Annotated in this window: 20 protein-coding genes and 2 pseudogenes; 9 read left to right on the top strand and 13 right to left on the bottom strand. The window is 65.3% G+C overall.

The genetic code is table 11. The features are described 5' to 3' along the window. Positions 1-4 precede the first annotated feature (4 nt). Positions 5-106, top strand: a pseudogene (locus NFC73_RS16285) (IS5/IS1182 family transposase); the annotation flags it as partial. 454 nt (positions 107-560) lie between these two features. After that, positions 561-1,910: a beta-propeller fold lactonase family protein gene (locus NFC73_RS16280; RefSeq protein ID WP_254751846.1), complete on the top strand. Its 1,350-nt coding sequence runs from the start codon at positions 561-563 to the stop codon at positions 1,908-1,910. A gap of 77 nt (positions 1,911-1,987) precedes the next feature. Here the strand turns inward: NFC73_RS16280 and NFC73_RS16275 are convergent, their stop codons facing one another. Both NFC73_RS16275 and aspS read right to left on the bottom strand, forming a co-directional pair. Next, positions 1,988-2,815, bottom strand: coding sequence for a GNAT family N-acetyltransferase (locus tag NFC73_RS16275; RefSeq protein WP_254751844.1), 828 nt, complete (start codon positions 2,813-2,815; stop codon positions 1,988-1,990). A 68-nt stretch (positions 2,816-2,883) separates the two neighbouring features. Further along, positions 2,884-4,671 carry an aspartate--tRNA ligase gene (aspS, locus tag NFC73_RS16270; RefSeq protein WP_254751842.1) on the bottom strand — a complete coding sequence of 596 codons (1,788 nt, stop codon included), beginning with the start codon at positions 4,669-4,671 and terminating at the stop codon, positions 2,884-2,886. A 109-nt stretch (positions 4,672-4,780) separates the two neighbouring features. Here aspS and NFC73_RS16265 point away from each other — a divergent pair, with 109 nt between their 5' ends. After that, entirely contained in the window at positions 4,781-6,052 is a 1,272-nt protein-coding gene (locus NFC73_RS16265; RefSeq protein ID WP_254751840.1) for an APC family permease, read from the top strand. A gap of 133 nt (positions 6,053-6,185) precedes the next feature. Here NFC73_RS16265 and hisS read toward each other — a convergent pair whose 3' ends face one another. Continuing rightward, entirely contained in the window at positions 6,186-7,571 is a 1,386-nt protein-coding gene (hisS, locus tag NFC73_RS16260; RefSeq protein WP_254751838.1) for a histidine--tRNA ligase, read from the bottom strand. Between the two features lie 232 nt (positions 7,572-7,803). On the opposite strand from hisS, the gene NFC73_RS16255 reads away from it, so the two are divergent. The 3 genes and pseudogenes from NFC73_RS16255 to NFC73_RS21100 form a co-directional block, all read left to right on the top strand. Further along, on the top strand, positions 7,804-8,604 hold the full coding sequence (locus tag NFC73_RS16255) for a peptidylprolyl isomerase (protein WP_254751836.1): 801 nt from the start codon (positions 7,804-7,806) through the stop codon (positions 8,602-8,604). A gap of 67 nt (positions 8,605-8,671) precedes the next feature. Beyond that, positions 8,672-10,315 (top strand): DUF349 domain-containing protein, encoded by a 1,644-nt coding sequence (locus NFC73_RS16250; protein WP_254751834.1) that lies wholly within the window; start codon positions 8,672-8,674, stop codon positions 10,313-10,315. 123 nt (positions 10,316-10,438) lie between these two features. Further along, positions 10,439-10,897: pseudogene (locus NFC73_RS21100) on the top strand (type IV toxin-antitoxin system AbiEi family antitoxin); the annotation flags it as partial. A gap of 108 nt (positions 10,898-11,005) precedes the next feature. Here NFC73_RS21100 and NFC73_RS16240 read toward each other — a convergent pair. The 9 genes from NFC73_RS16240 to pdxT form a co-directional block, all read right to left on the bottom strand. After that, positions 11,006-13,399 (bottom strand): RelA/SpoT family protein, encoded by a 2,394-nt coding sequence (locus NFC73_RS16240; RefSeq protein ID WP_305884517.1) that lies wholly within the window; start codon positions 13,397-13,399, stop codon positions 11,006-11,008. Positions 13,400-13,536: 137 nt separating this feature from the next. Beyond that, positions 13,537-14,559: a protein translocase subunit SecF gene (secF, locus tag NFC73_RS16235; protein ID WP_254751832.1), complete on the bottom strand. Its 1,023-nt coding sequence runs from the start codon at positions 14,557-14,559 to the stop codon at positions 13,537-13,539. Beyond that, positions 14,559-16,316, bottom strand: a complete 1,758-nt coding sequence (secD, locus tag NFC73_RS16230; protein WP_254751830.1) for a protein translocase subunit SecD — start codon at positions 16,314-16,316, stop codon at positions 14,559-14,561. The genes secF and secD overlap by 1 nt, the downstream gene beginning before the upstream one ends. 111 nt (positions 16,317-16,427) lie before the next feature. After that, positions 16,428-16,817, bottom strand: a complete 390-nt coding sequence (gene yajC / locus NFC73_RS16225) for a preprotein translocase subunit YajC (RefSeq protein WP_254751828.1) — start codon at positions 16,815-16,817, stop codon at positions 16,428-16,430. Positions 16,818-16,998: 181 nt separating this feature from the next. After that, the gene (gene ruvB / locus NFC73_RS16220) at positions 16,999-18,087 is read right to left on the bottom strand and encodes a Holliday junction branch migration DNA helicase RuvB (RefSeq protein ID WP_254751826.1); all 1,089 of its coding nucleotides are present in this window, start codon (positions 18,085-18,087) and stop codon (positions 16,999-17,001) included. Continuing rightward, positions 18,080-18,724, bottom strand: coding sequence for a Holliday junction branch migration protein RuvA (gene ruvA / locus NFC73_RS16215; RefSeq protein WP_254751824.1), 645 nt, complete (start codon positions 18,722-18,724; stop codon positions 18,080-18,082). Before ruvA ends, ruvB begins: the two co-directional genes overlap by 8 nt. Positions 18,725-18,814: 90 nt before the next feature. Further along, positions 18,815-19,393, bottom strand: a complete 579-nt coding sequence (gene ruvC / locus NFC73_RS16210; RefSeq protein WP_254751822.1) for a crossover junction endodeoxyribonuclease RuvC — start codon at positions 19,391-19,393, stop codon at positions 18,815-18,817. A 35-nt stretch (positions 19,394-19,428) separates the two neighbouring features. Beyond that, on the bottom strand, positions 19,429-20,184 hold the full coding sequence (locus NFC73_RS16205) for a YebC/PmpR family DNA-binding transcriptional regulator (RefSeq protein WP_058932337.1): 756 nt from the start codon (positions 20,182-20,184) through the stop codon (positions 19,429-19,431). Between the two features lie 3 nt (positions 20,185-20,187). After that, positions 20,188-20,898, bottom strand: a complete 711-nt coding sequence (pdxT, locus tag NFC73_RS16200) for a pyridoxal 5'-phosphate synthase glutaminase subunit PdxT (RefSeq protein ID WP_254751820.1) — start codon at positions 20,896-20,898, stop codon at positions 20,188-20,190. Positions 20,899-20,988: 90 nt separating this feature from the next. On the opposite strand from pdxT, the gene NFC73_RS16195 reads away from it, so the two are divergent. Further along, positions 20,989-22,281, top strand: a complete 1,293-nt coding sequence (locus NFC73_RS16195; protein ID WP_254751818.1) for a MurT ligase domain-containing protein — start codon at positions 20,989-20,991, stop codon at positions 22,279-22,281. Then, a complete protein-coding gene (locus tag NFC73_RS16190; RefSeq protein ID WP_254751816.1) occupies positions 22,278-23,045 on the top strand; it encodes a type 1 glutamine amidotransferase in 768 nt (255 codons plus the stop codon). Before NFC73_RS16195 ends, NFC73_RS16190 begins: the two co-directional genes overlap by 4 nt. 48 nt (positions 23,046-23,093) lie before the next feature. Here the strand turns inward: NFC73_RS16190 and NFC73_RS16185 are convergent, their stop codons facing one another. Beyond that, a complete protein-coding gene (locus NFC73_RS16185) occupies positions 23,094-24,365 on the bottom strand; it encodes a CapA family protein (protein ID WP_254751814.1) in 1,272 nt (423 codons plus the stop codon). Between the two features lie 84 nt (positions 24,366-24,449). On the opposite strand from NFC73_RS16185, the gene NFC73_RS16180 reads away from it, so the two are divergent. Continuing rightward, the gene (locus NFC73_RS16180) at positions 24,450-24,695 is read left to right on the top strand and encodes a hypothetical protein (RefSeq protein WP_372494681.1); all 246 of its coding nucleotides are present in this window, start codon (positions 24,450-24,452) and stop codon (positions 24,693-24,695) included. The last annotated feature ends 82 nt before the right edge of the window (positions 24,696-24,777 follow it).

The raw sequence follows: 24,777 nt of genomic DNA, 5'->3' as shown, positions 1-24,777 counted from the left end.
CCGGCCGTCCGTGATCACCGTGCACCCGAACGCCGGCTACGACTCAGCCAAGACCCGCGGCCTGCTCGACGAACTCAGCTGCGAGGCCGAGGTCGCCACCAAGGGCAACGAACCTCAATCTCGGGGTGGTACTCCGTGACCCACTTGGCCATCCGACGCTTCCGTCCCGCGATGAACTCCAGCGTGGCATCCCGGTACGTCACGTACTCCTCGGTCGTGGCCGGTGCCCCGGAACACCGATCCGTTCACCCTCGTGACCCAACCCTCGTGCCTTGTTCATGGTGGGTTGGTCCTTCGTCCTGACGGGCCGTTTGGGGAGGTCATCGGCAATCTCATGGCGTCCCGGACGGACCGGGCCACATCGTGAGCGACTGAAGCGCCATTAGATGGGCAAACCGCCTGCTCTCTCGGACCCAAGGATAAAAGTAGTGCCAGCGCACAAGACAGGTACCGACTACCGGTGACCGGAGGTTTGCCTGGTGCATAAACTCCGGATTCAGCCGTTATGTCGGCACGAACGCGACACAACAAACTTCGCTCCCCACATGCAGGAGGACCTGATGCGGTTCATAACAGGATTGTCCCGGCGACACCGGGGGCGGCGTCCCGCCCCGAGCAAGAAACAACTGGGCACCGGCACACGCCGGTTCCGCCGCGGTACATCCGTTTCCCTCCTGTTCCGACGGCGGGCGGCCATCAGCATGATCCTGGCGGCGCTCATGCTGGTCGGCAATATCCCCGCAACCGCTGCAGGCACGGTGACCTCCACGTTCCCGGTCGGGTCGCTTCCGGCAGGTGTTGCGTTCACCCCGGACGGGTCGACAGCGTACGTCACCAACTCCGGCTCTTCCACGGTGTCGGTCGTCGATGTGGCATCGGGCACGGTGACCTCCACGATCCAGGTCTCGGCTACCCCACGGGGTGTTGCGTTCACCCCGGACGGGTCGACAGCCTACGTCACCAACACCGGCTCGGACACGGTGTCGGCCATCGATGTGGCGTCGGGCACGGTGACTTCCACGATCCCGGCCGGGCCGCATCCGGTCGGTGTTGCGTTCACCCCGGACGGGTCGAGGGCCTACGTCACGCAGTCCGACTCGGTGTCGGTTATCGATGTGGCGTCAGGCACCTTGACCTCCACGATCACGGTCGGGTCGGGTCCGAACGGTGTTGCGTTCACCCCGGACGGGTCGACAGCCTACGTCACCAACACCGCTTCCGACACGGTGTCGGTCATCACTGTGGCGTCAGGCACGGTGACCTCCACGATCACGGTCGGGTCGGAACCGGTGGGTGTTGCGTTCACCCCGGACGGGTCGAGGGCCTACGTCACCGACAACGGTTTCAGAACGGTGTCGGTCATCGATGTGGCGTCGGGCACGGTGACCTCCACGATCACGGTCGGGTCGCATCCGTACGGTGTTGCGTTCACCCCGGACGGGTCGACAGCCTACGTCACCAACGACGGTTCCGACACCGTGTCGGTCATCGATGTGGCGTCGGGCACGGTGACCTCCACGATCCCGGCCGGGTCGAATCCGGCCGTTGTTGCGGTCACCCCGAACGGATCGACAGCCTACGTCACCAACTACAGCTCCAACACGGTGTCGGTCATCACCGTGAACCCGGTACCCCCGGTGTTCACCGCGGACACACCCCCGACCAAAGCGACCACGCGTGCTGCCTACAGCTACACGTTCACCGCCACGGGGGACCCGGCCCCCACGTTCTACGTGTCCTCCGGTGCACTGCCCGCAGGGCTGAGCCTGGACTCCAGCACGGGGGTCCTTTCCGGGACCCCGACCAAGGCCGGCAAGGCAACGTTTACGGTGGCTGCCACCAACGGCGTCAGCCCCGACGCGGCCACCCCGCCCATCACGATCACCGTGACCAAGGGCAAGATCCGCTGAGCATGAAGATTTCTGGCTTGACGGATCGTTCATGCATGTCTGAGGGACGCTGATGATCGCCGGCAGCTCCACGGACGTCAGCAGCCGGTCAGGTGCCGCTTCGGCCGTTCTTGCCGGTAGAGGTAGCGGCCGGTTTCCTGGAATCCCGCGTTGGCATAGAGCTGCTGGGCACCGAAATTCGCTGCGGTGACCAGCAGCCAGTAGCCGGCTAAGTGCCGGGCGGCACCTTCGTGCAAGAGTGCCTGCATGATCCGCAAAGCATGCCCGCACCGTCGGACGTCCGGGCGGGTGGCCATGCAGTACAGCCCGCCCCAGCTGCCTCCCGCCTCCCCGGCGGGAGGCAGAGCGAGCCGTCCGACGGCGGCGGGGACGCCGTCGTCGGACCTCACCAGGGCGTACACCGACGGGCAGCCTGCCAGGATGCTGCGTGCGGTCTCCCGCTCCCCCGGGCCGCCACAGCCATCGACGCTCCACCACAGCTCCAGCCACTCATCGCTGGGGACCGTGGAGATTTCGACGCCGGGAACGGCCACCGCAGGGTGGGTCACGTCAGGATCTGTTCCGGTACTCCGGCACATCACCAGCGTTTCGGACTGCCGGGTGAAGCCTTCCCCGTCAAGGAAGGCGTTCAGTCCGGTCGAGCGGGGATCATCGAAGACCTGGAAAATCAGCGGCAGGCGCCGGCCGCGGTACCAGAGCCGAGCCGCACGCAAGGCTTCGTGCTGCTGGCGTGTATCGCCCTCAGGCCTCTGCGGCCACACCGAATTGGCGCGCTGGGTCACGCCGGAGGCTGCACGAAGCACCCAGCCGTCGGATTCCTCGCGGTCCGGCGCCGGCCAGGCGGCATCCATCAGCGCCTCAAGCCCAGGCAGGCCCAGGGCTGGTGCAGGACGTGAAACTGTCATGGCGTACCACTCTTCCAACGCGAAAGGCCCCCCGGTTGGCCGGGGAGCCTCTCGACTGCGCTCTTGGACTACTCGGCCTTTTTAGGCTCTTCGGTTTTCGCCTGGGGCTTGAAGTCCACGCCGGCTTCCTTGCGCTGCTGCGCCGTGATCGGCGCGGGGGCCTGGGTCAGCGGATCGTATCCGTTGCCGGTCTTCGGGAAGGCAATGACGTCGCGGATGGACTCAACGCCCGCCAGCAATGCCACCACACGGTCCCAGCCGAACGCGATGCCGCCGTGCGGAGGAGCGCCGAACTTGAAGCCTTCCAGCAGGAAGCCGAACTTGGTCTGGGCGTCTGCCTTGTCCAGCCCCATCAGTTCGAAGACGCGTTCCTGGACGTCACGCTCGTGGATACGGATGGAGCCGCCGCCGATTTCATTGCCGTTGCAGACGATGTCGTAGGCGTAGGACAAGGCCGATTCCGGGTCCTTGTCGAACGTGTCCATGAACTCGGGCTTGGGCGAGGTGAAGGCGTGGTGGACGGCCGTCCACTTTCCGGCGCCAACAGCCACATCGCCGGACGCCACCGCTGCGGCGGCCGGTTCGAACATGGGGGCGTCAACCACCCAGCAGAAGGCCCAGGCGCTGGGGTCGATCAGGCCGGTGCGGTGGCCGATCTCAACGCGTGCAGCGCCCAGGAGGGCGCGGGCCGCCGACTTCTCACCGGCGGCGAAGAAGATGCAGTCGCCCGGCTTGGCGCCCACTGCGTCGGCGAGGCCGGCACGCTCGGTTTCGTTCAGGTTCTTGGCAACCGGGCCGGCCAGTTCGCCGTCTTCTTTGAAGAGCACGTAGGCCAGGCCCTTGTGGCCGCGCTGCTTGGCGAATTCCTGCCAGCCGTCCAGGGTGCGCCGCGGCTGGGAAGCGCCGCCGGGCATCACCACGGCGCCGACATACGGGGCCTTGAAGACGCCGAAGCCGGTGTCCTTGAAGAATTCGGTGAGCTCAGTCAGCTCCACGCCGAAGCGGAGATCGGGCTTGTCCGAGCCATAGCGCGCCATGGCGTCGGCGTACGTGATGCGCTGGATGGGTGTCGGGATCTCGACGTCGATCAGCTTCCACAGCGCCTTGACGATGTTTTCGCCCAGGGCAATGATGTCGTCCTGGTCCACGAAGCTGGCTTCGATGTCCAGCTGGGTGAATTCGGGCTGGCGGTCGGCGCGGAAGTCCTCGTCGCGGTAGCAGCGCGCGATCTGGTAGTACTTCTCGAAACCGCCCACCTGCAGGAGCTGCTTGAAAAGCTGCGGGGACTGCGGCAGTGCGTACCAGGAACCCGGCGCCAGGCGGGCGGGGACGACGAAGTCGCGGGCGCCTTCCGGCGTCGAACGCGTCAGCGTGGGGGTCTCGATCTCGACAAAACCGTCTTGGTGGAGCAGCTCGCGGGCAATCCGGTTGGCTTCGGAACGCAGCCGGAGGTTGCGCGCGGGGCCGGGGCGGCGCAGGTCGAGGTAGCGGTGCTTCAGGCGGGCTTCCTCACCGACTTCCACGTGTTCGTCGATCTGGAACGGCAGCGGATCGGAGGTGTTGAGGATAACCACCTTGTCCGCCATGACCTCGATGGCGCCGGTGGCGAGGGCGGGGTTTTCGTTGCCCTCGGGGCGCTGGGAGACGGTGCCGGTGATCTGCAGGACGTACTCGTTGCGCAGACCGTGGAAGACCTCTTCCTCACGGACCACAACCTGGGCCACGCCGGACGCATCGCGCAGATCCACGAATGCAACACCACCGTGATCACGACGGCGGCCCACCCAGCCGGCCAGGGTTACGGTTTGTCCAATGTGCTCGGAGCGAAGGGATCCGAGGTCATGTGTGCGCAGCACAGCACGCCTTTCTGAAGACGACAGCAGGAAATCAAAAGATAAAAGTGCATAGGATCGTTCCGGGAACAATCCCGTCTGAGTTTACCCGCTGGAAAGGCCCGCCTCCCCCATGCCCGAACACCAGCAGCTTCAACGGAGGCTCGGCGTGTTTGACGCCACGTCCATCGGACTGGGCTCCATGCTCGGGGCCGGCGTTTTTGTGGTCTTCGCCCCCGCCGCCGGCCTGGCCGGAAATTTCCTGGTCCTGTCGGTCCTGATCGCGGGTGCCGTGGCCTACTGCAACGCGGTGGCCTCCGCGGAACTGGCCGCACGGTATCCGGCCAGCGGCGGAACGTACGTGTACGGCCGGAAGCGCCTGGGGGAATGGCCCGGTTTCCTGGCCGGCTGGGGATTTGTCAGCGGCAAGACGGCCTCCTGCGCCGCCATGGCCCTGACGTTCGGCCACTACGTGTCACCGGGCTACGCGGTGCCGGTTGCCATCGCTGCGGTGGTGGCACTGACCGCTGTGAACCTGTTTGGCATTACCCGCACAGCATTCCTGACCAGGCTCCTGCTGTGCGGTGTGCTGGCCACCCTGGTGTTTGTTGCCGCTGCCGCCATCGTGGGGCCGCATCCTGCGGACTTTTCGGCAGGCGGAACGTCCGACCGCGGAGCTGCCGCCGGCGATGTTCTTGCCGACCTGGGCGGTGTGCTGCCGGCCGCCGGCCTGATGTTCTTCGCCTTCGCAGGGTACGCCCGCATCGCCACCCTCGGAGAGGAAGTCAAGGACCCGGCCAGGACCATTCCGCGTGCGATCCTGGCGGCCCTCGCCGGCGCCTTCACCATCTACGTGACGTTGGCGCTGCTGCTCCAAAACCACATGACCGAAGGCAGGCTGGCCGCCACCACGGCCCCGCTGCTGGACGCTGTGGTGAATTCGCAGCTGGCCGCCGGTGCGCCGGTTGTCCAGGCCGGCGCGGCAGCGGCGTGCCTGGGCGCGTTGCTGGCGCTCATCACCGGCGTGGGCCGCACCACGTTGGCCATGGCGCGGGAACGCGATCTGCCGGCGCCCCTGGCGCTCGTGGGCGGCAAGCACACGGTGCCGTTCGTGGCGGAACTGGCGGTGGCCGCCGTCGTGATTTTCCTGATCCTGACCACTGACGTGATGACGGTGGTGGGGTTCTCCAGCTTCGGTGTGCTCATCTACTACGCGGTGACGAACGCCGCCGCGTACACCCTCGAGGAGCACCCGGCCCACGGCCCACGGTGGCTCAATGTGGCCGGCTTTATCAGCTGCCTGCTGCTGGCTTTCACACTGCCGCCCGCTTCAGTGCTGGGGATGGCCGCCGTGCTGGCCGTCGGCGCGGCCGGCCGGTTCGTGGTGCTTCGGTTCCGCCGCTAGCCGAACCGTCAGGCGCAAGCCACGCCGTCGTGGAGCACTTTGGGGCATAAACCCAGTGAAACAGACCTCGAGCGCGGTGAGTCCGTGTCGAAGTGCCCCGTTTCGGCGCCGCTGGGCTCCATCGCCTTCGGTGTCAGGCCGGCTGGGCTGCTGCCGCCGGCACCTGGACTGTTGTGACCCGGACGTTAAGGTCTTCCGACGGCGGCGTCCAGGTTGCGGGATCGGCGTCGGCCTGCTCGCCGGACCGGATGTCCTTGACCTGGTGCTTGCCGTCGTCGTCGGTGAACCAGACGAACGGGATCCCGCGGCGGTCCGCGAATTTGATCTGCTTCCCGAACTTCTCGGCCTTGGCAGCGACTTCGGTGGCGATGCCCCGGCTGCGGAGCTGGGCGGCAACGTCCTGCGCGGCACCCCAGCTGTCGTCAGTGGTGAGCGCCACCAGCACGGCGGTGGGCACCGAACGGGAGGCCTTGGCCAGGTCCTGGCTCAGGATGCGCGACACCAGCCGGGTCACACCGATGGAGAGGCCGACGCCGGGGAACTTGCGGTTGCCCTTGCTCGCCAACGCGTCGTAGCGGCCGCCGGAACAGATGGAACCGAGCTGTTCGTGGCCCACCAGGACCGTCTCCACCACCGTGCCGGTGTAGTAATCCAGGCCGCGGGCGATGCTGAGATCGGCAAGAACCTTGCCCGGCGCGCGCTGCACGGCCGCCTCGATCACCTGTTCCAGCTCATTCAGGCCCTCCTCGAGGAGGGCGTTCGTCACACCGAGCGCTCGGACCTGCGCCACAAACGAGGTGTCCTCGGTACGGATTCCTGCCAGCTTCAGCGCTGCCTGCGCCTGGTCATCAGTAGCACCCAGTTCGGTCTTGAGCAGCTCTGCGACCTTGGCTGCGCCGATCTTTTCCAGCTTGTCGATGCTGCGGAGCACGCCGGCGGTGTCATCCAGGCCGATGCCGCGGTAGAAGCCTTCGGCAAGCTTTCGGTTGTTGATCCGGAGGCGGAAGTCCGGAATCGGCAGTGCGCTCAAGGCTTCGGCAATGACCAGGGCAATCTCCACGTCATAGCGGAACGGCAGCTCCCCGTCGCCCACCACGTCGATGTCTGCCTGGGTGAATTCGCGGGCCCGGCCTTCCTGCGGGCGCTCCCCGCGCCAGACTTTCTGGATCTGGTAGCGCCGGAACGGGAACGCCAGGTACCCGGCGTTCTCAACGACGTACCGTGCAAAAGGCACCGTGAGGTCGAAGTGGAGCGCGAGGGCGTTGGGGTCGGCTTTGCCGGCCTTGCCCGCGTCGGAGGTGTCGGCGTCGTCGTCCTGAAGGCGACTGAGGCCGTAGACCTCCTTATCAATCTCCCCCTTGCGCAGCAGCTGGCCCACGGTTTCCACGGCACGGGTCTCGATGGACGCGAAGCCGTGCAGCTCAAAGACCCTGCGAAGGGTGTCCAGCACGTGCAGCTCCACCAGCCGTTCCTCGGGAAGCCACTCGGGGAATCCGGACAGGGAGGCTGTGCGTGCCATTGTGGATGTTCTCCTCTTGATGAAGGAAGCCTGGGACTTTGCCCGGCATTCCGCCCGAAACGGGCGGGGCACGGCGGCAGTCCGGCAACTCATGCATAAACTATGTGCGGCAGTCAGTTTATGCGTCATCCGCCGGCATCTCTAATACGGCGGCCGGCACCGCAACGCTGCCGGCAGACAACCGCCTCCGGATTCATTTCCTACCGGATGCGGCCCGATACAAGGAGGACCAGTGGCGGCCAGTTCACGCAGCGCCCGCGAAGCCAAACGGCGCATCCAGCAGATGGAGGCAAAGCGCGAGCTGCGGCGGGACCAGGAGAAACGCCGCAAGCGCGACAACCTCATCGCAGCCTGCGCCGGAACCGCCGCCGTCCTGCTGGCTGTCGTGCTTCAGTTCACCGTCTTTGCCGGCAATCCCACTGAACAGGAATTCGCCGCCGCGGAGGCTGGCCTGACCAGCCCAACCGACTCCCCCACGCCTTCCGCGCCCGCCACGAACGGCGCGAACATCCCGGCCCCGGACACTGCCGCCGGGAAGGTGTTCACCGGTGAACTGGCACTGAACGGGAACGTGCTCGGCGTCGAAATCGACGGTACCAAGGCACCCCAGGCTGCCGCGGTCTTCAAAGCACTGACGGACGAGGGGTTCTACAACGGCAGCGCGTGTCACCGGCTGACCACGGGCGAAACCTTCGGACTCCTGCAGTGCGGTGGCGCCACCGCTGCTGCCGACCCCGAGTACACGTGGGGTCCCCTCGAAAACACCCCGGTAGACAACATCTACCCTGCGGGCACGATTGCCATAGCCCGGTCCGGCGACAACGCCTACGGCAATGGCAAGCAGTTCTTTGTGGTCTACAAAGACACGGTGATTCCCGCCGACTCTGCCGGGGGCTATACGGTGGTGGGCAAGGTGACCTCTGGAATGGAAGCAGTCAATGCCATTGCCGCCGCGGGAATCAAGCCCGGCTCCAGCGCATCGGACGGCGCACCTGTGCAACCAGTCACGATAGACTCAGTTTCTCTGAAGTAGGAAGCCAGGCCCTTACGGCCGCGGTGCAGTACGTGAGTATTTCCCTCCAAGCGAAAGACTTTTAGCGGTGACAGACAGTCAGAAATCCGACGAAACAGCAGCAGACCTGACCGAGGTAACGGCCCCCGTGGCTGACCAGGCAGACGCTGTCCAGGCAACCGCCGAACAGGCCACGGTTGACGAAACCGTGGCCGAAGCGGTCGTGGACCCCGAGGGCGTGGCCGTCCAGGCCGAAGATGCCGAGGCCGCAGGGACCCCGGTGGAACGTACCGAGGTCCCGGCCGCCCCGGTTGAAGAGAACGCGGCCGGTAGCGAGAGCGCGGCTGAAGAAGCCCCGGCTCCGGTGCCTGCTCCGGCACCTCGACCCGCCCCGTCACCGGCAGCCTTCGCTGCCCGGCCCAAGCCGGCAGCGGCAGCCGCACCTGTGGCAGCACCGGCACCTGTCGCTTCCGCGACTTCGCTGGCGGAAGCTGCAAAGTGGGGCCGTGTCGAGGGCGACGGCCACGTATTCCTGACGATCGACGGCGACGAGCACCCGGTGGGCCAGTACCCGGGCGTCAGCAATGACGAAGCCCTTGCCTACTTCGCGCGGAAGCATGACGACATCGTTGCGCAGGTCCTGCTCCTGGAGCAGCGCATCAGCTCCAAGGCGCCCAGCACCGACATGCAGAAGACCGTCACGCACCTGCGCGAGCAGCTGGCGGAGCGGAACATGGTGGGAGACCTCCGTTCCACCGAAGCACGGCTCGACGCTGTTTCTGTGCAGATCGCAGAACTCGAAAAGGCAGAGAAGGCAGAACACGACGCCGTTCGCTCCGCCGAGCTCGCGGCCCGCGAGGCCATCGTGGCCGAAGCCGAAGAGATCTCGGGGCAGGATCCAGCACAGATCCAATGGAAGACCTCCAGCGCCCGGATGAACGAACTTTTTGAAAGCTGGAAGACAGCCCAGAAGGGCGGCATCCGGCTTGGCCGCAGCAACGAGGACGCCTTGTGGAAGCGGTTCCGTGCCGCCCGGACCGTCTTCGACCGTCACCGCCGCGCCTACTTCTCCCAGCTGGACAGCACCAACTCGGCCGCAAAATCGGCCAAGGAGAAGCTCATCGCCGAAGCCGAGGCCCTGTCCTCATCCACCGACTGGGGCTTCGCCGCCGGAGAATACCGCCGGCTCATGGATGAATGGAAGGCCTCACCGCGCGCCAGCCGCAAGGATGACGACGCCCTCTGGGCCCGTTTCCGTGCCGCCCAGGACGTGTTCTTCACGCACCGGCAGGCAGCCAACGAGGAGATCGACCAGGAATACGCCGCCAACCTCACGGTGAAGGAAGCGCTCCTCGTCGAAGCGAACAGCATTCTGCCGGTCAAGGACCTGGCCGCGGCCAAGAAGGCGCTCCAGTCTGTCCGGGACCGCTGGGAAGAAGCCGGCAAGGTGCCCCGCGCCGACATGGGCCGCATCGAAGCCGGCCTCCGCAAGGTGGAGGACGCTGTCCGCAACGCCGAAGAGGAAAACTGGCAACGCTCCAACCCTGAGACGAAGGCCCGCACCAACAGCGCCCTGTCGCAGCTGGAAGCAGCCATTTCCGGCCTGCAGGACGACCTCGCCAAGGCCGAGAAAGCCGGCGACCAGCGCAAGATCAAGGGAGCCCGCGAAGCCCTCGAGGCGAGGCAGGCCTGGTTGGACCAGATCCAGCGCTCGGCCAGCGAGCTTTCCTAGGTATTAGTTTGTGGGACGCCTTCAACAGGCGTCTGTCGGAGGACGCACAGGCCCGGTCCCGGTTATCCACATAACCGGGACCGGGCCTGTTCGCGTTAAGGGAAGACGCGGCAGGATGGGGGGATGGCCACCTCCCCACCACCCCAATACCCCGACCTGTATTCGCCGGGCAAGCCTTTCGCGTGGCCCGAACTACAGTCGCTGGCAGCGGACGGTGTCCTGGCGCAGTTCCACCAGCACGGCTTCACGTTGCCGGATGCTCCCGCGTCACCCCAGGTGCGGGCCAGAACGGTGGCCAACGCGGTTCCGGCGGCCGTCAGGCAACGCGTGGTGGCCGGGCGGATGACGGCGGCCTGGATCTACGGCTGTGCGGCTGAACCGGACCGGCTGGCCTTGCTTGTGGATGCGAAGCGGCGGATTTCGAGCCTCCGCAACACCAGGGGCTGCACGCTCCATGAGGTCCGGCTTGGTCCGTTCGACGTTCTCAGCATGGGCGGCCTGATGGTGTCGAGTCCACTCCGCACCGCCGTCGACATCGCCCTGCATGTCGACGCCCACCGGGCCCTGCCAGCGCTGGCGGGGTTGCTGGCCCGCCCGGAGCGGGACGTGCGGCTGCGTCTGCTGATCCTGGCCATTGAGGCCAGCCCGCGGGTCCCCCACAAACGGGCCGCACTGGAAAAGCTGGCCTTGCTAGCTCCGGCGCTTGTTACCGGTGGTCCGGTAGACGTCGAACACGCCGTCGATGCGCCGCACGGCACTGAGGACGTGGCTGAGGTATTTGGGGTCGCCCATCTCGAAGGCGAACCTGGAGATGGCCACCCTGTCGGTGGAGGTGTTCACGCTGGCCGCCAGAATGTTGACGTGGTTCTCGGACAGAACCCGCGTGACGTCGGAGAGCAGGGACTTCCGGTCCAGCGCCTCAACCTGGATCTCCACCAGGAAAACACTTGACTGGGTGGGTGCCCAGTCCACCTCGACAATCCTGTCGGGCTGGTCCCGGAGATCCGAAATGTTGGTACAGTCCGTGCGGTGTACCGAAACCCCGGAGCCGCGGGTGACAAAGCCGAGAATCGGATCCGGCGGAACGGGCGTACAACAGCGCGCCAGCTTCACCCAGACATCGCCAACGCCGCGCACCACCACGCCGGAATCGGAGAACTTGGTTTTGGCCACCTGCGTGGGGATGCTGACTTCAGTGATGTCGTCGTCAGTGCTCTCGTTGCCGCCCAGGCTTTCAACGAGTTTCTCCATGACCGACTGCGCTGACGTATGACCGTCTCCCACGCCGGCGTAGAGGCCCGAGATGTCGACGTACTTGAACTCGGCGGCTACCGCCGCGAGGGCTTCGTGCGTCATCAGGCGCTGCAGGGGCAGGTTCTGTTTGCGCATGGCGCGTGTCAGCAGTTCCTTGCCGCGGTCGATTGCCTCTTCGCGGCGTTCCTTGCTGAACCACTGGCGGATCTTGTTCCGCGCCCGCGCGCTCTTGACGAAATGCTGCCAGTCCTGGCTGGGCCCGGCACCTTCCGCCTTCGACGTAAAGATCTCAACCCAGTCGCCGTGGTTTAGTTCGCTGTTGAGCGGGACCAGCTTGCCGTTAACCCGTGCGCCGATGGTGCGGTGTCCCACCTCGGTGTGGACGGCGTACGCAAAATCCACCGGAGTCGATCCGGCGGGCAGTGCCATGACCTCGCCCTTGGGGGTAAAGACAAAGACTTCGCGGGCATTGATCTCAAACCGCAGGGAGTCCAGGAACTCACCGGGATCGGACGTTTCCTGCTGCCAGTCCACCAGGGACCTCAGCCAGCCCATGTCACCGTCGCGGGGGCTGCCCGGCCCGACAGCCGTACGGCTGGGCTGATCCTTGTACTTCCAGTGGGCGGCCACACCGTACTCAGCACGGCGGTGCATTTCGTGGGTCCTGATCTGGATCTCCACGGGCTTGCCGCCGGGTCCGATCACCGTGGTGTGCAGCGACTGGTACATATTGAACTTGGGCATGGCGATGTAGTCTTTGAACCGCCCCGGCAGCGGGTTCCAGCGCGAATGCATGGTGCCCAGGGCGGCGTAACAGTCCCGGACCGAATCGACGAGTACACGGACGCCCATGAGGTCGTTGATGTCGTCGAAATCCTTGTCCCGGACGATCATCTTCTGGTAGATCGAGTAATAGTGCTTCGGCCTGCCGGTAATGGTGGCCTTGATCCGGGCAGTACGGAGATCCTCAGTAATCTGGTCCCGGATGACGCCGAGGCTTTTCTCCCGTTCCGGGGTGCGGTCGCCCACCATCCGGACGATTTCCTCATAGACCTTTGGATAGAGGGCCGCGAAGGACAGGTCCTCCAACTCCCATTTGATGGTGTTCATACCCAGCCGGTGGGCCAGGGGCGCGAATATTTCCAGGGTTTCGCGGGCTTTTCGTGCCGATGACTCCGCGGAGACGAACCGCCAGGTCCTGGCGTTGTGGAGCCTGTCCGCGAGCTTGATCATCAGGACCCGGATGTCCTTGGCCATGGCCACAACCATCTTGCGGACGGTCTCGGACTGCGCGGCCTCACCAAAGCTGACCTTGTCCAGCTTGGTGACGCCGTCCACCAGCATGGCAACCTCAGGACCGAAGTCCCGCTTGAGGTCCGCCAGGGTGTAGGGAGTGTCCTCGACCGTGTCGTGCAGCAGGGCCGCGGCGAGTGTGGTGCCGCTGAGGCCCAGCTCAGCGAGGATGGTGGCTACGGCCACGGGGTGGGTGATGTACGGATCACCGCTCTTGCGCTTCTGGCCGCGGTGGCTCTGCTCGGCCACCTCGAAGGCGCGCTGGATGAGGTCAAAATCTTCTTTGGGGTTGTTCGCGCGGACGGTACGCAGCAGCGGCTCAAGAATGGGCGAATAGGTTGCCGTGCCGCGCCCGGTCAGCCGGGCCAGCCGGGAGCGGGTACGTTCGCGGCGTCCGGGAAATGTTGGGCGGGCGCCCGATTTGTCTACAGGAACAATCGGCGCCGGGCGTGCGGAAGCGGTCAGCCCGGTTTGAACTCCGTGGCCCGGGCTGTTATCCCCGCCTGCCGTTGGCACCGACGCCGAACGTTCTTCCAATGAAGCACCCCTCACGACTGTTTAATTACCTCAGTCTATTCCCCCGCCAGTTCACATATGTAACCGGCGCTTAAATGCGAAACGGGCCGGGCGACGTCGGTATTCCGATGCCGCCCGGCCCGTTGTGGTTCGAAAGGTCATGCCCCTGGGGGCGCAGCCGCTTCCTCGGTCTTGACGTTGTTCGCGGACCTGCGGTGTTCAACGCGTTTCGCCTGCTTCACCAGGTCAGGTTCGTTCTGGCGCAGCCAGGCATACATCGGTGCAGCAATGAATATGGTGGCCGCCGTGCCGATCAGGATTCCGACGAACAGTGCCAGGGACAAGTCGCGCAGCGTGCCTGCCCCCAGCAGGCCGGCACCGATGAACAGAATGGCGCCGACCGGCAGGATGGCCACCATCATGGTGTTGATGGAACGCACCAGGGTCTGGTTGACGGCGAGGTTGACTTCCTCACCGAAAGTGCGGCGGGTGGACGCATCAATGTCAGCAGTGTTTTCACGGATCTTGTCGAAGACCACCACCGTGTCATACAGCGAGTAGCTGAGCACCGTCAGGAACCCGATGATGGCAGACGGCGTTACCTCGAAATCGCTGAGGGCATATACGCCGGCAGTGATGAACATCGTCACCAGCATTCCAGCCATCGCGGACAGCGACATCTTCCACGTCCGGAAGTACAGCGCCATCAGCACTGCGGCCAGCGCCACAAAGACGATCAGGCCGATCAGGGCCTGCTTCGTGACATCCGCACCCCAGGTGGGTCCGATAAAGGTTGAGGTCACCTCGTTGTTGGTGACGCCGTAGGCCGAGGTGAGGCCTTCCTTGATCTTAAGGGTCTCGTCGTCCGTGAGCTTATCCGTCTGGATGCGCATGGTGGTACCGGCGACATTGGCCACACGCGGAACGCTGCCGGCCACAACATCTTCAACAACCTTTTCGCCCAGGGCCGAGTCGGTGCTCTGCACGTTGGAGACGGTGAACTCCGATCCGCCGCGGAATTCGATGCCGAGGTTGAAGCCGCCCTTGGCAACCGGGATGAGGATTGACAGTGCGACCGCCACCGAGGCGATGATGAACCACAGTTTCTTGGCACTGACGAAGTTGTAGGAGCGCTTCCCGGTGTAGAGCTCGTTGCCGAAATTGGCGAAGCTGCTGGACATTACTTGTTCTCCTTGGCTGCGCTCTTGGAGGAGCTGGTGAGCTGCTCCTGCTTTTCCGCGAGGCGGCGTTCTGCTATTGTCATGCGTCGTTCAGCCTCGGCGACCGCCCCGGTGTTCTTGGCCCGGACTACGGAAGGCTTGGCCTCAGGCGTGCGCAGGCGTCCGGCGCCACGGTAGAGCGGCAAAACTCCGAGCCGCTTGGGGTCAAGGCCGGAGAGCCGGTGGCCCTCCCCGAAGAACTTGGTGCGCGCCAGGACCTGCAGCGTGGGGTGCGTGAACATAAAGACCACGATGAGGTCGGCAATGGCCGTCAGACCCAGCGTGAAGGCGAACCCGCGGACGTTTCCAACGGCAACAAAGTAAAGCACCAGCGCGGCCAGCAGGTTCACGGCCTTGGATGCCAGGACAGTGCGCTTGGCCCGCTTCCAGCCGTTCTCCACCGCGGAGACAAGGCCACGGCCTTCGCGGAGTTCATCGCGGATACGTTCAAAGTAGACGATGAACGAGTCTGCGGTCTGGCCGATGGCGACGATGAGGCCAGCCACGCCGGCAAGGGAAAGCCGGTAGTTTTCAGTCCAGCCCAACAAGGCAATCGCCAGATAGGTGAGGACGCCGGCCACTACCAGCGAGGCAATTGTCACCAGGCCCAAGGCCCGGTACTGGAAGAGTGAGTACACCACCACGAGGAGCAAGCCAATGATGCCCGCGAGGAGGCCCATACGTAGCTGTTCGCCACCGAGGGTTGCGGAGATCTGCTGGTCGCTCTGGATTTCGAAGCTGATGGGGAGCGCGCCGAAGCGGAGCTGGTCCGAAAGGACCTTGGCGGTCTGTTCGGTGAAGCCGCCGGTGATCTGCGGACGTCCGTCGGTGATGACTGCCAGGGACCGCGGCGCGGAAATGACCTGGTCGTCCAGGACGATGGCGAACTGCGCCTTCGGGTCGTTGCCGGTCTCTCCGCCTGCTGCCACGTAGAACTGGTTCAGGCGTTCGGTGACCGACTTGAACTTGGCGGTGCCTTCAGCGTCGAACTGGATGTTGACGGCCCAGTCGTTGGTCACAGCGCCCTGCGCGCCTTGCTGGAGCTGGAAGGAGGACGTGACAATGTTGCCGCCCTTGACCTCCACCGGACCCAGGATGTATTTGATGGCCGGCGTGGTAGCAGTTGCCGGTTCACAGGTAACGAGGGGCTTGGTCGGATCGGAGGCTTCGGGGCTCTCCGGCGCAGGATTGTTGCAGTCCATGGTTTCGAACTGGCGGTAGATGTCCGCGGTGATCCAGTTGATGTCGCTGCCGTTGGCGGGTTCTGCCGTGGGCTTCGGAAGCTGGTCTTCGGGGGTGAGGGATTCCGTGGGGACGGGCGCGCCGTCGCCGTTCAGCAATACCGGACGGAAGTTCATGTCCGCGGACGCCTGGATCAGGTCGCGGGTTTCCTTCGTGGGCGTGCCCGGAAGGCTCACCACGACGTTGCGGCCGGACTGCGTGCTGATTTCCGCTTCGGCAACACCTGAACCATCCACACGCTGGCGGATAATGGCTACGGCCTGGTTGAGCTGCTCTTCATTGATGTCCGAACCGCCCTCAACCTTGGGCGCCAGGATCATCTGGGTGCCACCCTCGAGGTCCAGTGCCAGCTTGGGCGCCCAGCTTGCCTGTCCGGCAAGGGTGCCGCCAGCCAGGACGGCGGTCAGTACGGCGAGGACTACACCGAGCCACACCAGTACCCTCAGGCCTGCGTTGTTAGGGCCAGTTCGTGCCATTGTGAATCTTTCTCTTATTTACGGAGGAACCACCGGCGGGAGCTATCAGTCCCACCGGCGGTCGTCCCCAGCCGTAGAGGTGTTGTCAGGCGGGCTGCCGTGCGGCGCGGACTAGATGTCCTTCTTGCCCTCGTCGTTGAGGCGCTTCGGGGTCTCGTCCGGGGATTCGGCGGATACCGTCGGGGTGGCGGCTTCTTCCGTGGTCAGGGTGGAGGCGTCATCCGGGACGGCCGGAGTTTCGGCTTCGATGGCCGGCTCTACGATCTTGGTCACGGACTGGCGGTGGACGGTGGCCAGGTTCCCGGGCGAGAGTTCCAGGACAACCTTGTTCTCGGCGTCGTCCATGGAGACAATCCGGCCAAAGAGTCCGAAGCTTGTCATGACCTCAACACCGGGCTCGAACTGGGACTGCAGCGTTGCCTGCTGCTCCTTGGTCTTCTTGTTGCGGCGGAACATCATGAAGATAAAGATTCCGAGCATTGCGAACAAGACGATGTTCATTGGATCCACAGGGAAGATTCCGTTCTGTACTGGCGTATCGGGTGTTTGGCAGCGTCCGCGTCGTTCCCCGTTGCAGAAGATGTGCCGGGCAGGCAACGGCTCCTCGGAGCCGCCGCGGGAACACAGACCCGAACGTGCCGGGTGTCATACCAGTCTAAAGGGAAAAGCTGGGACGACAGTGCTATTGCCCGTTCGGCGCCCATTCGGGCGTGGACTCGGCGCTGTCCGGGTCCGGTTCGAACAGATCAAGCGGCTCCTGCCCGAAAGCTCCGGCCGGTACGGCGAAGCCCAGGTGGGTCCAGGCCGGAGCCATGGCGATGCGTCCTCTGGGCGTCCGGCCCAGCAGGCCTTCGCGCACCAGGAACGGTTCCGCCACCGTTTCCACGGTCTCGGTCTCCTCCCCCACCGCAATGGCCAGGGTGGAAAGTCCCACGGGTCCCCCGCCGAACTTCGTAATGAGCGCCTCCAGGACTGCCCGGTCCAGCCGGTCCAGGCCCCGCTTGTCCACTTCATACATGTCCAGGGCGGCGGACGCGGCGCGGGCATCAATCTGCTCAATCCCATGCACGAGTGCCCAGTCCCGGACCCGGCGGAGCAGGCGGTTGGCTATACGCGGCGTACCGCGGGACCGGCCGGCAATTTCGCTGAAGCCCGCAGAGTTGACTTTGAGGTCCAGCAGGCCGGCGGAGCGCCTGAGCACCAGTTCGAGCTCGGCCACGCTGTAGAACTCCAAGTGCCCGGTGAACCCGAACCTGTCGCGTAGCGGGCCGGGCAGCAGACCGGCGCGCGTGGTGGCACCCACCAGGGTGAAGGGCGGCAGTTCCAGCGGAATGGCGGTGGCCCCGGCGCCCTTGCCCACCACAATGTCCACACGGAAGTCTTCCATGGCCATGTAGAGCATTTCCTCTGCCGGCCTCGACATCCGGTGGATCTCGTCCAGGAAGAGGACCTCCCCTTCGGAAAGGGAGGAAAGGATGGCGGCGAGGTCGCCGGCATGCTGGATGGCCGGACCGCTGCTGATCCGCAGTGGCGCGTTCATTTCAGCGGCCACGATCATGGCCAGGGTTGTTTTGCCCAGGCCGGGAGGGCCGGAGAACAGCACGTGGTCCGCGCTGCGCCCACGCATCCGGGAGGCCTGCAGGACCAGCGAGAGCTGCCTGCGGACCCGGTGCTGGCCTACGAAGTCATCGAGGTTCTTCGGCCGGAGGGCGGCTTCGATCGCCCTTTCCTCGGGTTCCTCCCCTGCTGCCACCACCGAAGGCTCAGCCACGGCTGCCTACGCGGTTACCGGCCCGCGCGCCGTCCTGGCCCAGCCAGCGCAGCGTGGTCCGCAGGATCTCGGCCACATTGCCACGGAATTCCACCTCGGGATCGTCTGCAAGGGCTTTCTCGATGCTGGCACCGGCATCCTTTTCCGACCACCCGAGGCTGGTCATGGCCGCCACCACCTGGGGCTTCCAGGCCGCTTCGGCCGGGGTGGACACGCCGGCGGCACCTGCCGTTCCGTGGGGCACCAGCTTGCCGGCCAGTTCCAGCACAATCCGGCCGGCCACTTTGGGGCCGATGCCGGGCACCGTGGTGAACGTCTTGCTGTCACTCGTGTGCGCGGCAACCCTGATCGTTTCCGGCTCGTGCACGGCGAGCACGGCCAGCGCGAGCCGCGGACCTACGCCGCTTACGCTGAGCAGGACATCAAAGACTTCGCGTTCGTCGTCGGTGGCAAAACCGAACAGAGTGAGGGAATCTTCGCGCACGATCAGCGACGTGAAGAGCTTGCCTTCCTCGCCGGTGCGGAGGCGGCTGAGGGTCTGCGGCGTGGCGTTGACACTCAGGCCCGCCCCGTTGAGGTCGATCACGGCAGCGGAAAGGCCAACGTGCGCTACGGTTCCGCGAAGGAAACTGATCAAAGCCGGGCTCCTGGTGTACTGCCGGGCTTTTGGGGGTAGGACCGGCTATCCGAACATATCTACGAATACCCTAGCAAGCGCCCCGGACATTCAGCGTGCGCGGCGCGCTTTCGCTTCGGCATCGGCCCACGCGCGCTGGGCCGGCGTCAGCGACAGGCTGCCGGGGCCGGTGGTGGCGACCGCGGCTCCGCTGCCCGCGCGCCAGGCGTGGGTGATGGCAAGGGCCAGGGCATCTGCAGCATCCGCCGGCCGCGGCGGCGCGTCCAGCCTGAGGATTTTTGTGACGAGTTTGGTCACGGCTTCTTTGTTGGAGGTACCGCTGCCGGTCACTGCTGCTTTCACTTCCGACGGCGTGTGCAGGGCCACCGGGATCCCGCGCCGGGCGGCGGCGGCAATCACGACGCCGGAGGCCTGCGCCACGCCCATCACCGTGCTGACGTTGAGCTGGGAAAAGACGCGTTCGACGGCGAGTACCTGGGGTTCGTAGCGGTCCAGCCACTCGTCGATGGCCAAGGCAATAACCAGCAGGCGCTGGTCCAGGGTCTCCCCGGGAGAGGTGCCCACTACCCCGACGGCCACCATTGTGGCGCGCCGGTTCCGCTCGACGTCGACCACGCCGATGCCGCACCGGGTGAGGCCCGGGTCAACGCCCAATACGCGCAGTGTCACCCTGGGACATCCGCCTCAGGCCACAAAGCGGAAGGTCACTCAGCTTCCAGGGCGGCCTGGACTTCGTCGCTGAGGTCGGCGTTGCTGTACACATTCTGGACGTCGTCGAGCTCTTCCAGGGCGTCCACGAGCTTCATGAACTTCTTGGCGGCGTCGAGGTCCAGCGGCACCTGCATGGACGGCACAAACTCGGCTTCATCGGTCTCGTACTCGATTCCGGCTTCCTTGAGCGCATCCCGGATGGCCTGGAGGTCGGTCGGCTCGGAGTGGATCTCGAAGCTTTCCCCGTTGTCCTTGACTTCCTCGGCTCCGGCGTCGAGGACTGCCATCAGGACATCGTCCTCGCTGAGGCCGTTCTTCGGCAGCGAGACGACACCCTTGCGGCTGAACAGGTAGCTGACCGACCCGGGATCGGCGATGGTGCCGCCGTTGCGGGAGATGGCCAGGCGGACCTCGGAGGCGGCGCGGTTCTTGTTGTCCGTGAGGCACTCGATCAGCAGCGCCGAACCCTGCGGGCCGCGGCATTCGTACATGATCTCGGTGTAGTCAACCACTTCGCCGGTGAGGCCGGCGCCACGCTTGATGGCACGGTCGATGTTGTCGGCAGGAACGGAGGTTTTCTTGGCTTTGGTGACGGCGAGTTCCAGGCCCGGGTTGCCGGCGAGGTCCGGTCCGCCCATACGCGCGGCGACTTCGATGTTCTTGATCAGCTTGGCGAACGACTTTGCACGGCGGCTATCGAGGATGGCCTTCTTGTGCTTGGTCGTCGCCCATTTGGAGTGTCCTGACATGCTTTACGCGTCTCCTCTGATCATGCGGATAAAAAGTTCATGTACGCGTTTCTCCCCAGTCACTTCCGGGTGGAAGGAGGTGGCCAGCAGGTGGCCGGAACGCACTGCAACAATTCTAGCTGTCCCCGGCAGAGTCGCCGCGTGGGACGCATGCTCAGGGTCTGCGGGCTCCACCTGTGCCAGTATCTCCACGCCGTCGCCGACGCGTTCCACCCAAGGGCCGCGGATAAACACCGCGTGTACCGGAGCGACACCGGATTCCGTGGCGCTGAAGTCCAGGCCCTTGAAATCCAGGTCCGTTTCGAATGACTCTCGCTGGCGGCCGAAGGCGTTGCGCCGCACTGTGATGTCCAGGCCGCCGAAGGTCTGCTGCGCGTTGCCGGCCAGGTCTGTGGCGGGATCGGCGATCTCGTCAGCCAGGAGGATCATGCCGGCGCAGGAACCGTAGACCGGCAGTCCGTCGCGGATCCGGTCCCTCAACGGTGCGGCCAGCTCAAAGGCGCGGGCCAGCTTGTCGATGGCCGTGGATTCTCCGCCGGGAATGATGAGCCCGTCCAGGCCGTCCAGTTCGGAGGGGCGGCGGATTCCGACGCCGGCGGCACCGGCGGCTTCCACGGCCCGGAGGTGTTCGCGGAAGTCGCCCTGAAGTGCCAGGACGCCGATCCGGAGGCCCGAGCCCACGCGTGCAGAAGCAGCCGAAAGGGGGTTTGTCATCCAATCAGCATAATGTGCGCGGCTCCCGGGGCGGCGCCGGAAGCGCTTCCGGGAAGGGTTCTATGCCGTTGCTGGGATATATTACAGAGCATGCTTTACATCAGTGTTCCGCTCGGCAAGCTGGTCCGCCGGGTGTCCCGGCTCAGGGGCGGAGGGTCCGCGCTGCCCGGGCTTGTGGTCGAAAAAATCGATCCCGGCTTTATGCAGCGCACGCTCGCCACGCTCCCCCACGGCGTCGCCGTCGTGAGCGGAACCAACGGCAAAACCACCACCACCAAGATGGTGGTGGAACTCCTGGAAAGCCAGGGCCTGAAGGTCTTCACCAACCGCACCGGCAGCAATTTCACCCGCGGCGTGGCGGCGGCCCTGCTGGGCGAAGTGGACTGGCGCGGCAGGCTCAGGGCCGACGTCGCGGTACTGGAGCTCGACGAAGCTCACGCCACGCATTTTGTGAATCGTGTTCCGCCGCGGTACAGCCTCCTGCTCAACGTCCTGCGTGACCAGTTGGACCGGTTCGGCGAAATCGACAAAACGGCCCAGCTGCTGCAGCACATCGCCGACAAAACCACCGGAACAGTAGTCCTCAACCGGGAGGATCCACGGGTGGCCCGCATCGCGGAAACGCTCACCGGCCAGGACGTCCAGTACTTCGGCCTGGACGATTCGCTCCTCAGCACCTTCCCCAACGACGACGACATGCGGGCAGCGCCCGGAAGCCCCGCCCCCGCAGCACTCCCCCACAAGCCAGCGGCCGACGTCGTACTCCGCAAAGTGGGGCCGGACACCGCCGATTTTGAGTACGACGGCGCCACGGTCACCACCGCGATGAAGCTCCGCGGCGTCTACAACATCTTTAACGCGGCTGCGGCGCTGACCCTGGCCCGCAGCATCTGTGGCGGCGGTGCCGCCACAGCCGACCACGCCGCCCTGCTCACCGCGCTGTCCCAGGTCGAGCCGGCGTTTGGCCGCGGCGAAAGCCTCACGGTGGACGGCCGGCCCCTGGACCTCGTCCTGGTGAAGAACCCCAGTGGTTTCCGGCTGGGACTGAAGTCCTTCCCCGCGGGCGGTTACGCCACCATGATCGCCATCAACGATAACTACGCCGACGGCCGGGACATGTCCTGGCTCTGGGACGTGGAATTCGATTCGCTCCGCGACGGCGGCGTGGACCAGCTGACAGGTTCCCGCGCCTACGACATGGCGCTGCGGCTGCAGTATGACGACGTCCGGATCGGCGGGGTCCAGCCGGAAATCGCGCCCGCACTCGCCGCGTTCATCCGGGACGCCAAGGGCAAACCGAAGCGGATCTTCTGCACCTACACAGCCATGCTGGCCATCCGCCGCGAGCTGTCCAAAATCACCACAGTGGAGGTGGTCTCATGACCGCTGAATCAACCGGGATCGGGCCGGACGGCGTCGAACAGAATTCCAAAGGGACCATCCGGGTTCTGCAGCTCTACCCGCGGGACATGAACATCTACGGCGACTGGGGCAACGCCCTGGTGCTCAGGCAGCGGATCAGCTGGCACGGCTACACCCCGGAGCTGTTGGAGTACAACGTCGGTGACGAGTTTCCGGCCGATGTTGACCTGATTGTCGGGGGCGGCGGCCAGGACAGCGGACAGCTGGTCATCAAGGACGACCTGCAGTCGCAGGCCGGCGTACTCACGAAGCTGGCAGAGGACGGCGCACCCATGCTGGTGATCTGCGGGCTCTACCAGCTGTTCGGACGCTTCTTCAAGACCCGCTTAGGCTCGGTCATACCGGGCATCGGTGTCCTGGACGTGGAGACACACGGCACGGACGAGCGCCTGATCGGCAACGTCCGGGTGGCCACAGAAGAGTTCGGCGAGGTGCTGGGATACGAGAACCACAGCGGGCAGACCACGCTGGGTGCGGGCGTCCGGCCGTTGGGGACCACCGCGAAAGGCACCGGCAACAACAGCAGCGACGGTCATGAGGGCGCACGCTACAAGAATGTGGTGGCCAGCTACCTGCACGGTTCGCTGCTGCCCAAGAACCCAGCCATCGCCGACTTCCTCATCAGGACCGCCGCCGAGCGTAAATACGGCACCTTCACGGCCGGCGCCCCGGACGACCGCTACGCAGTGCTGGCCCGGGAGCACGCAACGCGCCGTCCGCGCTGAGTCTGCTGCGCTGAGCTTCTGCGCGGACGATTTCCCCGTCGAACTGTCTTAGGGTTCCTTGGTGATCAGCAGTTCGTGCGCGCCGGCAGCAGCCGCGCCCATCGAGTCCACCACCGTGGCGGTCCTCACCCTGGTAGCGGCGTCGGCCTCGGGAGTTGCACAGACGCCCTGCGGTGCATCGGTTGCCACCGAGCACCAGCGGTACGGATCGCGGACAATCACCGACGGAGCCCAGGCCAGGTCCGACGCCGTCCACTTCCCGGCTGCGTCCTGGCTGAACTGTGCCCGCACCAGCAGGCCCTCGTTGTTCACTACGTACCAGGGCGACAGTTCGGTGACTCCGTTGCCCAGGCCGTAGACGATCCAGGTTCCTTTGTAGTTTTCGATGGGCAGCACCGAGTGCGTGTGGTGTCCGTAGACCATGGTGAACTGGCCGCTGTCCACGAGGGCGTGGGCCACCTCCTGCTGCTGGTCGTTGGCTTCACTGGCATACTCGTCGCCGGCGTGCATGGCACCGAGCACGATGTCCGCGCCGAGCGCCCGCGCCTTCACGGCCTTGGCGATCATGGCGGGCGCGTCCAGCATGTCCACCTGCCAGCCGTATTCAGGGTATTGGCCGTTGAGCCCGTAGGTTCCCTGGATGACGGCAATCTTGGCGGCGTTGGTCTGCAGGATCAGGATTCCCTGCGACTCGTTCTGGGTGCGGTAGGAACCGGTGTGCTTCAGCCCCGCCGCATCCAGGGCGTCGAGGGTACGCAGTACTCCGTCCGTGCTTCGGTCGATCGTGTGGTTGCTCGCGGTGGTGCAGGCCTGGTAACCCACCGCCTTGGCGGCTGTGATGATCTGCGGCGGGACGTTGAATGACGGGTACGCGGAGAACGGGCCCTCGGGCCCGGCCACGGGCGTTTCCTGGTGGCAGATAGCGAGGTCGCTGGCGTGGATGTACTTTCGTTGGCCTTCCAGGAGCGGGGTGAAGTCAAGCCCTGGTTTGCCTGCTGCGCCGGCATCGTCGCGGGCCTGTTGCCAGAGTTGGGCGTGGACCAGCATGTCGCCGGTCACGACGACGGACGTGCACCGCAGCGTGGGGCAGGATGGCCCCGCGCCGGGGGTGGGAGTGGGCGTCGGGGTGGGGGTCGCCGTCGGGCTTGGCTGCCTTGTCCCGGCGCCGGTACTCGCGGCTGCACCGGAGGACGGAACAGTCAGTTCGGCGACCAGGCCGCATCCTGCCAGCAACGCCGAGGCCAGGACGCCGGCGGACACCGCGGCAGCGGAACGAACAGCAACAGCGCGCAGCGAAGCGGCGCCCAACCTTTTCCCCATAGGCGTCATTGTAGGTCTGGCCGCCGCGCAAATTCGGCAAAGCCGCGCGTTGAGACGCATGCGCCAGTATGAAAGGTTAGCGTGATGACGAATCCCCTCCTCAGCGCCAGCGCCCTGCCCTATGGGCTGCCGCCTTTTTCCCGCATCAAACCATCCGATTACGCCGATGCCATCGACGCTGGGCTGGCGGAACATCTGGTGGAAATCCAGGCGATCGTGGACAACCCGGAGCCGGCGGACTTCGCGAACACGGCCCTTGCCATGGAGAAGTCCGGCCAACTGCTCCAGCTGTTAACGCCAACCGAAAATAGGGCCAGGAACGCCAACTGAAAATAGGGCCACCGACCATTATGGAAGGTGATCAATTTGGATGATTGGGCGGAGATACGCCACCTGTTTTCGACGGGCAAGC

This window comes from Pseudarthrobacter humi (genome assembly GCF_024294965.1).
GTDB lineage: Bacteria > Actinomycetota > Actinomycetes > Actinomycetales > Micrococcaceae > Arthrobacter > Arthrobacter humi.
This window is presented reverse-complemented; position numbering and strand designations above follow the sequence as displayed.